Raw genomic sequence first — 11574 nt, forward strand, 5'->3', positions numbered from 1 at the left:
TCAACATCTGCCTAAACCAACAAGGGGGATAACCGACTGCTTACCATGAAATCGAGCATGACGCAGGCAAAGCACGGAAGGATGATTGTTATTGCGAGATTCAATCTGGCCTTTAAAAAACAATAATTATCAGATTAAAACCATGCGATTGAACTTTATCGTACTGAAATGATCGAAAGTAGAATGCACTATATTCATGAGAATCCGGTAAGGGCAGGAATAGTGGAAAAACCTGAAGACTATATGTGTTCGAGCGCAAGGAATTATGCCGGGTTAGAAGGTTTGATAGAGGTTGATTATTGGTAATTCCGTCCATTTCCAATTGCAAATTGGAATTAATAGAAGGGTGTAGTTGCAAACTACACCCAGCCCGGGTAACTACGGGTTTCAACCCGTGGCTTGACGACGACTTCTGATAAGTACGTTTTGGCCGCTACCATGGCGATACCACGCACCAGTTCCCGCCAAAACCCCTGACTGCTGGGGCTGACATCCGTCCCAGGGCCGAGACATCGAGACAAGGCAGAACCGAACAGAACCGGGTTTTGGCGGAAAAGACTGGCTTCTTCCACCGTCCATGCGGCCAAAACCCAACGGAAATGTGCGTTTTTAACCAGGGGCTGCGCTGCACCCCTGGCTACTATGATGGCAGACCGATGGGCTTTTTCGCGTCCCATTAAGCTTTGTCCCAAATTCAAACACCCTAACCGTTGTGAAGCACAAATTACACTTGACTTATACGGACGTATTTTATAAATTTGTACGTACAACTATACATTATGGATACGAAATTAACATTGAAACTCGACAAATACGTGATTGACAGAGCAAAAGCGTATGCTGCATCACAAAAAAGGAGTTTGTCAGGTATGATTGAATCCTACCTTAGAACATTGATTTCCCAGGAAGACGTTCCATCCGGTTCAGACATTGAAATCTCACCATTTGTCAAAAGTCTAAGAACAGGTGTGAAGATTCCTAATGACTATGATTATAAAAAGGCTTATGGCGATTATTTAGGGGAGAAATATAAATGAAAGACAAACTATTTCTTGACACAAATGTGGTTGTCGATTTATTAGGTGAACGTGTACCCTTTTATGAATCGGTAGCTAAAATAGCAACACTTGCAGACAAAGGGGAAATACAGTTAGTCGTTTCAGCGCTAACCTATTCAACGGTTTTTTATTTATTGTCAAGATTTGAAGATAAAGAAGTTGTTAAAGAGAAAATCCGAAAATTCAAGGTAATTGCTGAGACTTCGGACCTGACGAGTAAAGTGATTGATAAAGGATTGTTATCTAAGTTTGGAGATTTTGAAGATTCCTTGCAATACTATTGTGCTGTAAATTCAGAATGTAGCATATTAATTACAAGAAACGGAAAAGATTTTAAAGAATCTGAAATACCAGTTTTGACTCCGTATGAATACCTTAACATCTGGAATACCAAATAACTATGTGGTAAAACGAGGTTTTTGCCTGTGGGCTAGGCCTACTTGAATCTGGTTTTGGCTGGAGAGCGTGGCTTCTTCCACCGTCCCTGCAGCCAAAACTACATGGAAGGACGTCTGATTGTCTCTGGGTTCCGCTGCGCTTCACCCAGGGTTATTATATTGGCGCCCCTATGGGGCTTGATACCATGAAATTCTCCACTTTCCTATCAGAGCATTTCCGAATTGGAGTTAGCCACTTGGCCTTCCTTGTCATCACTACACCTACCTATCAAATGAAATCGGATTTTTCGGTTGCTATGATCACAAATCCCGCAGGGATGATCGATATAGTAACCACGGGTTTCAACCCGTGGCTTGAGGACGAAGTCCCGTAAGCACGTTTTGGCCGCTACCCTGTCAGTACCACGCACTATGTCCCGCCAAAACCCCTGACTGCTGGGGCTGCTATACGTGCCTGAGCCGACATATCGAGACAAGACAGGACCGAACAGAACTGGGTTTTGGCGGAAAAGACCGGCTTCTTCAACCGTCCCTGCGGCCAAAACCCAACGGAAATGTGCGTTTTTAACCAGGGGCTGCGCTGCGCTGCGCCCCTGGCTACTATGATGGCAGCCCGATGGGCCTTTTTCGGGTCACTCACGTCTGGGTGTGAAATCCTTCTACACCCTCCTATTCCTAACCCCCCCTTGTAGTCGTAATCCGTTCAATGCCATTTACAATGGCTTGCTAAAGAATATCTTAGTAAACAAAGGTTCGCCATTTCGAACTCGGCCTGGCATATTTTTGAAAAGGCAGGCTGACCAAACATCCGACAACTAACTACTGTCCATTAATTAATCTGGAAAGGCAATAAGGATATCCTTTCAAAGTGGCTTTGTCCGGCCTTCTCTTAAAAAACCAGCGCACTGCTTTCCGGCCATTGACCGACAACATAGGCGTAAAACCGGTCTTTGCACGTGTGGCAGCCCAAATCCAAGACGATTACATACTGACTATACCGTTCATTTGCCTCTATCCCCAATCGTTTCAGATAGATTTCTGCATTATTCTCCCGGCGACTCACCAAGCATATAGTAACAGTAACAAGTAGACAAATATATAGTCCGGGTAATCTGCCTCCCCTACTCATTCTTCTATATCAAACCGCACCACCCTATACCTGAAATGATTTTCGTCATAGTCGGGGTGGTTTTCGTTGTTGAGGGATAGATATAGACCTTTCTCGCCAACGAACATATTGGAGGATGAATGGATCTCGAAATCTCCGAAAAGATGTTCACCCAAAACATTCAATTCCTTATCCAAGATCATGATTCCGGTTTTGGGCTTGGATCTGTCGATAAGACTGAGTTCCTCCATGGTCAACTCTTCCAACAGTTCGTAGCCCGGATTGAACAAACGATAAAACACTTCCCTATATTTGTCAAACAAAAAGCTACCGTACCTATCATGAAGAATCCTGTTCTTGATTCCTTCATTCAGCCCAGCAGGTATTTCATTCACGTAATTGAAGCTGTTTATATAAGTTGATTTAACCTGTTTTTTATTAAGTATTTTTCCCGAATCCATATCGAAGATCTGAATCTCATGGTCGTAAATCGGAGCCAGAAATATCTTGTTACCGTCTTTGGACCAAGAGAAATCAGACAGTTTTTTTCCTGCGTCCCAGTAATTTTCCGAATAATAAACATCATGCCAGACGACAGTATCCTGCCCAAAATCAAAACTATAAGCCAGCTGGTACTTGCTTATATCTTCTTTCGTGATTTGATGGTGGCCTTCCAATAACGGCTGGGGGCCAAAAATGGTCTGCTTATATTGGATCAGCGGTGCGGGCGCAAAAACAAAAAGGTAATTTATGGGAAAGGGCCTTACATCATTTTTTATCTCCTTTTCTAAAACGATCTCACCTTCAAAGTTAAGCAGATTAAGTTTAGGAGGCCTTGAGGTCAGGAGCCAAATAGAGTCCAGAGCGGTAATGGTCGCGCCAGTAAACCCTCCCACACTGTTTGGCCCTTCATAATTTAGGACTATCTCCCTTACAACTACTCCGTTATCCATATTTATAAACTGAAAATTTTTTACCACGTGATTAAAGGCGAATAAATACGACCCTGAGTCCGATTCAATCAAATGTGTAAAGGCTGGGTTTACGGAAATAAAGTCGTTAGCAGTGAAAGCTACTTCATCAACCTTAACAAGCCTAATTTCGTTTTTCCTATCTTTATTTTCACATCCAGCAAAAAACACAATACCTATTACAAACAAAACACATTTCATATACAAACATGTATTTAAATTTAGAAATTATAAAACATTGAAAACACTAATCTGATTATTTTAAAACACGAATTCCAGCTAATTATTAATTAAAACAACTAGCTGGAATACAATTAGCATACATTAACATCCCTCACATATACAAGGTGTATCAAAAACTAAAACTTTGCAACCATCAATATCCGGTCTAGAGGGGTCATTTATCCACTGACACCATTCAACACCACTTTGTGCCTTTACATCTGCATGCTGGTCTGAGACAAATCTAAATCCGACCACCGCTGCCAACGATCCCAATAAAAGAACTGGCTTTTTAAAGAACTTTTTCATAATAGTATTATTTTGAGTTATAGAATTATTTTGATTTATAGAATTATTTATTAAAGTTAAAAAAACTATGATATTTCCAAATAATTTTAGGATAATTTTTTTACGACATTTGATACAAGAGTTAAAATAGTAAGTAGATTTTTGACAATCCGGCAAAAAAGATGTATTACATATTTAGGTTAAATCATTCTGGGAGGTAAAGTTTGCGAAATCAATAAATTTTAAACTTTTGAATTTTCCTCAACATATGAATTGATGCTTTCGTAGTACTCGGCGAGTGATCCAACCAATTTTTTATTGTTGAATTTTGCGACTACTAATTCTCTTCCTTTTTTGCCCATCGTTTCCCTTAGTTCATTGTCTTCTATCAAGTTACGAATACTATCTGAAAGCGCATCAATATCCCTCTCCGGTACCAACAGGCCTGTCACTCCTTCTAAAATGCCTTCTGGAATTCCATTGTGCCGCGTAGCGACGACAGGAATTCCCATAGCCTGCGCTTCCTGAAGTACGAGCCCCTGTCCCTCTGAATTCCCGTCCGACGCTGTGATGCTGGGCATTACGAATATGTCCGCAGCAGCATAAAACTCCTTTATTTCTTCACGATTTTTTGCACCATGCAAAATCACATGTCCTGTTAACGAAAGTTCATCAGTCAACTCTTTCAACCTCTGAAATAAAATTCCTTCGCCTACAATGTGATATTCCAAATCCGGATAGCTGGGTAGCAGTTTAGAAAAAGCCATGATACCATAGTAGATTCCCTTCTTCTCCACTAATCGCGCCACCGTCAACAATTTTCTACCCGACCTACGAACAGGAACCGTCCGGTGTTTATAAATCTCCAAATTAACGCCTAACGGTATGGTAATAAGCTTATCCTCCGGAAACCCCAAGTTCGTAAGTTTCGATTTCAGGTAGTTGGAGATGGTGATAAAGCCGTCAAAATAAGGTATAAGACTCGCATAATAATCCGCATCCAGATTATACCTGGTGGCATCATAGCCGTAAAAACTCAACAGCAACTTCCCCCTGATGATATCTAGCGATTTGGCATACACAGCGATCTTTCCAAGGGGTCCAAAATGGCAATGGACAATATCATATGCCTCTTTCCCCATTAATGGCAACATGCGAAAAAACAGGGAGATTTTAACATCCGACGGATAATTAGAGGAAAACATGCGGCTTATGGTTTCTATTTTCCCGACGTTTTTTATGATCAACCAGATGCATTTCAGTTTGGCAGCCCATCTCGAAGTAGGCATTGACGGCTGATAGTAGGTTCGGCTTAAAAGCCCGTAGCCAGAAACCTCCAGGTGCACCCTTTCTTCTAAGTAGGACTTGGAAGGAAAAATATCAACATCATGTCCTAGGTCCAATAGCCCGGTGACCTGGTTGAGAATAAAGGTTTCCGAAAGTTTGGGAAATGATTCCACTATATACGCTATCCTCATAGTATCATAATTTTCTAAACAGGAAAAGTGTACTGCTTCCTAAAGGCCCTTAGATCATCATTTAAAAGGCCATGTCTTTCCCGCAAAAGGCAAAACAAATCATTTTTAAACCGAAATATTTCGTAGCGATCCGAGACATGCGCCACCGCTCGATTTAAATCTGTCTCATTTAAATGCTTGTATTCAAAAAGTATGACAGAAGGCCTGTACCTTTCCAAATTAAGTTGAGATAAGATCACCCAATCATACCCCTCTGTGTCAATATGCAACAGATCAACATGATCAATTTGGAACTTATCCAACAAACCTTGGAGTGTTGAACCCGCTAGTTCTAGTTCTTTTATAAATGGGGCTAAAATGCCTCCCAAATGATTGAGGATATGCTGTCGGTCAAAAGATCCAATTTGATCATACCATTCAGGCAAGTCCGGAATAACGTATTTCGCATGTCGGTCAACGTAAAAAAATTCCCCTTTGCTGCCATCATTGACCGCACCGTTATAAAAACGGAACCGTTCCGGGGAATCAAGGGACATATAATTATCTCTCAACCTGCGCAGCAAGTAGGGGACAGGCTCTACGAAAAGACCCCGCCAACCAATACGCTCCTTCATCAAAGGATAAAGCGGATCCCTTGTCTTTCCATCATTGGAACCTATCTGCACTACGGAAGCATGTTGACTTGGGATTGCCTTTGAAATCCAACTGGTTTGCAGCATTGACGAAGCACCTTCGTTTTTAAATGGAAGTCCAATTCTCCCCTTCCATTTAGACTTCATGGATTACCTCCTGACTTTTGATATACGACTCAATAAATGCGATACCCCTTTCAAAATCGCCGGAGTCAAGCATTTGTAGCTTAAGCCTTTGGATGTTTTTTAAATAAAAGCTTCTATTGGTAAGTAATTCGTCAACCTTGTTTTCTATCTGCTTTGCAGTATCTTTTTTAAGCTTTCCTCTCATTCCCAATCTATGGTAAACTACCCGGGCCGCATTACCCGGCTGGTCCAGGTTGAGGTTTAGCGGATAGACGAGCATGGGCGTTTCCAACAAGATGCATTCGGTAATGGACTGCATCCCTCCGTGGGTAATCATCAGGTCCACGTTTTTTATTAAATGCAACTGTGGCACCGACTGAAACAAGTGTACATTGTCTGGAACCGGTCTGAATCCGGAAGGATCAATATCCCTGCCTGTGGACAGGATCAACCGCCAGTCTCTTCGAAGCAGGAAGATATTGATCAACGAAACAAAAAACTTGATTCGGTCATTGCGGAATTCGGTGTCATAGGATCCCATGGCGCAGTAAACCTTGATACCCTCAGTGGATAAAACTTTACTTAGTTTATCGATTTCGCTTTGATCTTCTTTTCGTTCAATATCCACCACAGGTCCTATATGAATTTGGTTACTGGGAAAGGGCCTGGGAAAATCAAAGTGCCTGGGGGAAAGGATCAACTCAGGGATATCTTCCCATCCAAAGTGGCTGCTTCTTTGTGTTCGGATTTTGTATCTTACTTCGAGATTTGCTTGCTTCAGATACCTTTTTGTTAGACGAAACCAGCTTATGCGCTCAGGGCTGGCATCGTCCTTATAGTCCCTCCATCGTTTCTTCAGCAAATGAACTTGCCAAATCCATTCTACTGTTACCCTAGAAAGGGTGGTGTTTTCGCCGGGAATATAATTCGCCTGAAAAGGTGGAATATGAGGTGTCCTGTTCTGGCATACTTTGGTGGAGACGGTGATAAAGGTAGTGTTTTTATTGAGTAGATGCACTGAATAATAGATAAGCGATGTATCCAAAAGTATAACTGAAGGACTGAACCGCCGTATGGCTTCTTCAAAAAAATCTTCCTTAAGGAATTTACCTTCAACTAATTCTTTTAACTGTTCCGGATCGCCTGTAATCTGTGAAAGTATCTCCGGCTGGAAGTTTTCCGGCCGAGGATGGAAGCCAAATCCAAGGCTTTCTATTAGGGCTTTACTGGCCGGTTTGCCCAGGTAAACAACGGAGAATCCTCTATCCCGTAGACTTCCGGCCAACTTAAAGGTTGCGTTCAGGTGGCTGCTAGTATCCAATATGGCAAAAAGAATATTACCCATTATCCTTTGTGAGATTGTCAGTTTCTCTCGAGTTCCTCGATAAGGTTGATATACTCAAGAAAGGTATAGTGTGTTACTTTCCCTTTCTTAATCAAGGTCATTTCGGTGTTTTTGTCCGTAAGGCCCAATTCGAAGGAGGTATCGAGAGAATCGACAAATACAAAACCCCTTTCAAACAACTCCGGAAATCCTTTCAAAGTGGCCTTATCCGGCCTTCTCTTAAAAACCAGCGCACTGCTTTCCGGCCAGTCTGTGATAACATATTCATAAAATCGGTCCTTGCAGGTATGACACCCGTAATCCAAGACGATCACATACTGACTATACCTTTCATTTGCCTCTATCCCCAATCGTTTCAGATAGATTTCTGCATTATTCTCTCGGCAACTCACCAAGCATATAGTAACAGTAACAAATAGACAAAAATATAGTCCCTGTAATCTGCCTCCCATACTCATTCTTCTATATCAAACCGCACCACCCTATACCTGAAATGATTTTCGTCATAGTCGGGATGGTTTTCGTTGTTGAGGGATAGATATAGACCTTTCTCTCCAACGAACATGTTTGTTGAAGGATGTATTTCAAACTTATCAAATATATGCTCACCAAGAACGTTCAACTCACTATCCAAAACCATTATTCCGGCATATGGTCGAGACCTGACAAAAAACCGCAGTTCCTCTGATGATAGCTCACTATCCGACTTGTAACTGGGTATAAATACACGATAAAATAGATCCCTAAAGCGATCGTAAACAAAAGGACCATATTGGTCGCTTTCTAAAATGTTTCTATTGGCTTCTTCAAACCCGGATGGAATATTATCCACAAAATTGAAACGGTTAACATAAAGAGATTTAACCTCATTTCCTTTCACCACCCTCTTGGTGGCACTATCGAAAATCTGAATTTGATGATCATAATATGGGGCAATATAAATTTTTCCATCTCTCTCATCCCATGAATAATCCGTAAGCTTCTTGCCATTATCCCAGTAAGTGCTTGAGTAAAAAACCTCATGCCACGATGTAGTTTCGATACCGAAGGAATAGCTAAAAACCAATTGGTGTTTGGCAATCTGTTCCTTGTCCATTTCGTGATGACCCATAAAATAAGGTTGGGGGCCATAAATTTCCGCCCCTATTTGTATAATTGGCTTGTAAAATGTAGTTATTAAGGCAGTAACAGAAACCCTATCATTGGGTATTTGTCTTTTTAACAGAAGTTCTCCCTTAAAATTGATTAGTCCAATTGCAGGTGGAGAAAAGGTAAGCCATATCGAATCCGGACCTGTAAGAGTTGCTCCAAGAAATCCCTTGACACTATTTGGCCCCTCAAAGGTTAGAGGAATTTTATGATTCACTTTCCCATTTGAAAAATCAATGAATTGGTAATTTTTTTCTACATGATTATAGGCAAATAAAAATGTACCTGAGTCAGTTTCAATAAACTTTGTGTTACCAGGATTTACAGAGATAAGGTCATTTGTCTTTATGGAAATTTCTTCTATCGTTTCCATTTTAAACTGCCTTTTTTGAGTTTTCTTATGACAACCAAAAGATAACAAACTCAAAAATACAATAAATACGATCTTTTTCATGATTTATAAAAATTAATAGTAAATAGAATATAGATAACAAACCTGCTATCTATATTCATATTTTGATAATTACTGATTTTAGCACCCTTCGCATATGCAAGGAAGATTAAAAACCAAAATCACGCACCCGTCATGGGGTTCGCCAGGTGCATCAAACCACTGACACCACTCAACACCACTTTGTGCCTTTACATCTGCATGCTGGTCTGAGAGAAATCCAAATCCGACCACGGCTGCCAAGGATCCCAATAAAAGAACTGGCTTTTTAAAGAGCTTTTTCATAATAGTATTATTTTGAGTTATAAAATAATTTATCTAAATTAAAAAAAAAAGGATGATATTTCCAAACAATTTTACAATAATTTATTTACGACATTTGATACAAGAGTTAAAATAGTAAGCAGATTTTTGACAATCTGTCATAAATGGTGTATTAAAAATTTAGGATATTTAATGATGAGATGTAAAGTTTGCGAAATCAATAAATTTTCAAAATCTCGTCAGATCTTTGCTCCCATCTGGCTGTAGAATTCTCTCCACCCTCCTATTCCTAACCTCCCTTGCAGTGGTAATCCCTTCAATGCCATTTGCAATGGCTTGCTAAAGAATATCTTAGTAAACAAAGGCCCGCCAATTAGAACTCGGCCTAGCATATTTTTGAAAAGGCAGGCTGACCAAACATCCGACAACTATCTACAGTCCTTTTATTTAATTTGGGAATGCTACGCGGATACCCTATTTTTAGCTATGGGAGACTACATGTGTTCAAAAGCAAGAAATTATGTGGGATATGGTGGTTTGATAGCCGTCGATTATTGGAAATTCCGTCCATTTCCAATTGCAAATTGGAATTAATAGAAGGGTGTAGTTGCAAACTACACCCAGCCCGGGATATTTAATGATGTGATGTAAAGTTTGCGAAATCAATAAATTTTCAAAATCTCGTCAGGTCTTTGCTCCAATTCTTGAAATTCAGAAACGCCCTCTTCCCTCGCAATCATTTAATAGATAGTAGTTTACTGAGGTTCGGAAAGTCCCTAATGGGGCTGTATAAAGCTATTATTACCACACAACCCAATTGATTCCAACTTACTCTACCAACCTTTTCCATTTAATTGTCATTCCGGCTTGTTAAACTGTACCACTAAATACCTTAAGGTCTCCTCATTAAAATCTGGACTGTTTTCGTTATTGAGAGATAGGTATAATCCCTTTTTCCCGACAAACATGTTAGATCCTGCGTGAATCTGAAATTTCTCAAAAACATATTCTCCCAGTACATTTAAATCTTTGTCCAAAACCATTAGCCCCGTAACTGGTCGAGAACGGCGAAATTTCCACAAAACTTCAATCGAATAGGCATTTTCGTCACTGTAACCGGGATTATAAAAGCGGTAAAAGCAATCCCTATATTTATCGTAGAGTAAAATCCCATATTGGTCACTTCCTATTCTCGCTAGCAAGGCTTCTTCATTAGATCCGGGAGGATTATTGACATAGTTAAACCGATTTATATTTTCCGATTTTACTATCACACGGTCGACAACGGATTCAGAATCCATATCAAACACCTGAATTTCGTGATGATACCAAGGTGAAATATATAGCTTATTCTCCCTTCTCGCCCAAGAAAAATTTGAAATCTTCTTCCCTTGATCCCAATAGTCATCAGGATAATATACATCATACCACTTAACTAGATCTAACTCTACATCATAGCTATAAACAAGGGGATGGTTTCGGATATCCTTTTTGTCCATAGCATGATGAGACATAAAGGACGGCTGCATGCCGAAAATCTTATTTTGATGCCGATACAGCGATTGATGGAAGTCCGAAGCCAAGTAGGTTAAAGGAATAGGACTATTGTCAATGACCCGCTTGAAAATGACCTCACTGGAGAAATTTACACACCCAATAGAACTGGGTGAAAATGTAACCCAAATACTATCGCCTTCCAAAAGACCCACTCCCGTGCGATTGCGCATACTGTTTGGGCCATCATTATGATGGATGATTTCCTTGACTAACTCTCCGCTTTCAAAATCTATAAACTGAGGGTTTCTGGAAATATGGTTGATAAAAAAGAGATACTGGCCTGAGTCAGATTCAACGAAACGAATATGCGCCGGATTCGTGGACATAAGCACTTTTGGAGTAATCAAGACTTCCTCCGATGATTTTAGGGTCAGTGACGGTTTACCTGATTCTTTGCATGCAGCAAATAAAATGCATAATAAAACAACTCGTATTGTCATATTTAAATCCATTCAAACGATTCAATAAAAATAAGTCAGCCATATATAATACTCCCCATTTGTTGGACCAAAAGTTACAGGTACTAA

The 11574-nt window shown here is 40.3% G+C and carries 13 protein-coding genes; 2 read left to right on the top strand and 11 right to left on the bottom strand.

What is annotated here, in order from left to right:
* Positions 1 to 359 precede the first annotated feature (359 nt).
* The gene (locus tag ADIS_RS09470; RefSeq protein WP_010854248.1) at positions 360 to 677 is read right to left on the bottom strand and encodes a hypothetical protein; all 318 of its coding nucleotides are present in this window, start codon (positions 675 to 677) and stop codon (positions 360 to 362) included.
* Positions 678 to 779: 102 nt separating this feature from the next.
* Between ADIS_RS09470 and ADIS_RS09475 the strand changes: the two genes are divergently transcribed.
* Together ADIS_RS09475 and ADIS_RS09480 are read left to right on the top strand one after the other, a co-directional pair.
* A complete protein-coding gene (locus ADIS_RS09475; RefSeq protein ID WP_035805426.1) occupies positions 780 to 1037 on the top strand; it encodes a DUF6364 family protein in 258 nt (85 codons plus the stop codon).
* Positions 1034 to 1456: a type II toxin-antitoxin system VapC family toxin gene (locus ADIS_RS09480; RefSeq protein ID WP_010854250.1), complete on the top strand. Its 423-nt coding sequence runs from the start codon at positions 1034 to 1036 to the stop codon at positions 1454 to 1456. Before ADIS_RS09475 ends, ADIS_RS09480 begins: the two co-directional genes overlap by 4 nt.
* Before the next feature lie 889 nt (positions 1457 to 2345).
* Here the strand turns inward: ADIS_RS09480 and ADIS_RS22975 are convergent.
* The 10 genes from ADIS_RS22975 to ADIS_RS09525 form a co-directional block, all read right to left on the bottom strand.
* A complete protein-coding gene (locus ADIS_RS22975; protein WP_155907347.1) occupies positions 2346 to 2519 on the bottom strand; it encodes a hypothetical protein in 174 nt (57 codons plus the stop codon).
* 62 nt (positions 2520 to 2581) lie between these two features.
* On the bottom strand, positions 2582 to 3736 hold the full coding sequence (locus tag ADIS_RS09485; RefSeq protein ID WP_035805428.1) for a DUF4221 family protein: 1155 nt from the start codon (positions 3734 to 3736) through the stop codon (positions 2582 to 2584).
* A gap of 123 nt (positions 3737 to 3859) precedes the next feature.
* Positions 3860 to 4066, bottom strand: coding sequence for a hypothetical protein (locus ADIS_RS09490; protein WP_035805429.1), 207 nt, complete (start codon positions 4064 to 4066; stop codon positions 3860 to 3862).
* Positions 4067 to 4287: 221 nt separating this feature from the next.
* Positions 4288 to 5523: a glycosyltransferase gene (locus ADIS_RS09495; protein ID WP_010854255.1), complete on the bottom strand. Its 1236-nt coding sequence runs from the start codon at positions 5521 to 5523 to the stop codon at positions 4288 to 4290.
* A gap of 14 nt (positions 5524 to 5537) precedes the next feature.
* Positions 5538 to 6302: an FkbM family methyltransferase gene (locus tag ADIS_RS09500; RefSeq protein ID WP_010854256.1), complete on the bottom strand. Its 765-nt coding sequence runs from the start codon at positions 6300 to 6302 to the stop codon at positions 5538 to 5540.
* Positions 6292 to 7626: a glycosyltransferase gene (locus ADIS_RS09505; protein WP_010854257.1), complete on the bottom strand. Its 1335-nt coding sequence runs from the start codon at positions 7624 to 7626 to the stop codon at positions 6292 to 6294. The genes ADIS_RS09500 and ADIS_RS09505 overlap by 11 nt, the downstream gene beginning before the upstream one ends.
* A gap of 17 nt (positions 7627 to 7643) precedes the next feature.
* Positions 7644 to 8018: a hypothetical protein gene (locus ADIS_RS09510; protein ID WP_155907349.1), complete on the bottom strand. Its 375-nt coding sequence runs from the start codon at positions 8016 to 8018 to the stop codon at positions 7644 to 7646.
* Between the two features lie 62 nt (positions 8019 to 8080).
* Complete coding sequence (locus ADIS_RS09515; protein ID WP_010854259.1) at positions 8081 to 9229, bottom strand: DUF4221 family protein; 1149 nt, start codon at positions 9227 to 9229, stop codon at positions 8081 to 8083.
* Positions 9230 to 9307: 78 nt separating this feature from the next.
* Complete coding sequence (locus tag ADIS_RS09520; RefSeq protein WP_035805432.1) at positions 9308 to 9511, bottom strand: hypothetical protein; 204 nt, start codon at positions 9509 to 9511, stop codon at positions 9308 to 9310.
* A gap of 836 nt (positions 9512 to 10347) precedes the next feature.
* A complete protein-coding gene (locus tag ADIS_RS09525; RefSeq protein WP_010854261.1) occupies positions 10348 to 11487 on the bottom strand; it encodes a DUF4221 family protein in 1140 nt (379 codons plus the stop codon).
* Between the last annotated feature and the right edge of the window lie 87 nt (positions 11488 to 11574).

This window comes from Lunatimonas lonarensis (assembly GCF_000390185.1).
Lineage (GTDB): Bacteria > Bacteroidota > Bacteroidia > Cytophagales > Cyclobacteriaceae > Lunatimonas > Lunatimonas lonarensis.

Bases quoted from the DNA above. Each gene is read 5' to 3' on its own strand.
- ADIS_RS09500 (WP_010854256.1), bottom strand. From the start codon at position 6,302: ATGAAGTCTAAATGGAAGGGGAGAATTGGACTTCCATTTAAAAACGAA.
- ADIS_RS09475 (WP_035805426.1), top strand. From the start codon at position 780: ATGGATACGAAATTAACATTGAAACTCGACAAATACGTGATTGACAGA.
- ADIS_RS09525 (WP_010854261.1), bottom strand. From the start codon at position 11,487: ATGACAATACGAGTTGTTTTATTATGCATTTTATTTGCTGCATGCAAA.
- ADIS_RS09495 (WP_010854255.1), bottom strand. From the start codon at position 5,523: ATGAGGATAGCGTATATAGTGGAATCATTTCCCAAACTTTCGGAAACC.
- ADIS_RS09515 (WP_010854259.1), bottom strand. From the start codon at position 9,229: ATGAAAAAGATCGTATTTATTGTATTTTTGAGTTTGTTATCTTTTGGT.
- ADIS_RS09485 (WP_035805428.1), bottom strand. From the start codon at position 3,736: ATGAAATGTGTTTTGTTTGTAATAGGTATTGTGTTTTTTGCTGGATGT.
- ADIS_RS09520 (WP_035805432.1), bottom strand. From the start codon at position 9,511: ATGAAAAAGCTCTTTAAAAAGCCAGTTCTTTTATTGGGATCCTTGGCA.
- ADIS_RS09480 (WP_010854250.1), top strand. From the start codon at position 1,034: ATGAAAGACAAACTATTTCTTGACACAAATGTGGTTGTCGATTTATTA.
- ADIS_RS09470 (WP_010854248.1), bottom strand. From the start codon at position 677: ATGGGACGCGAAAAAGCCCATCGGTCTGCCATCATAGTAGCCAGGGGT.
- ADIS_RS09505 (WP_010854257.1), bottom strand. From the start codon at position 7,626: ATGGGTAATATTCTTTTTGCCATATTGGATACTAGCAGCCACCTGAAC.
- ADIS_RS09490 (WP_035805429.1), bottom strand. From the start codon at position 4,066: ATGAAAAAGTTCTTTAAAAAGCCAGTTCTTTTATTGGGATCGTTGGCA.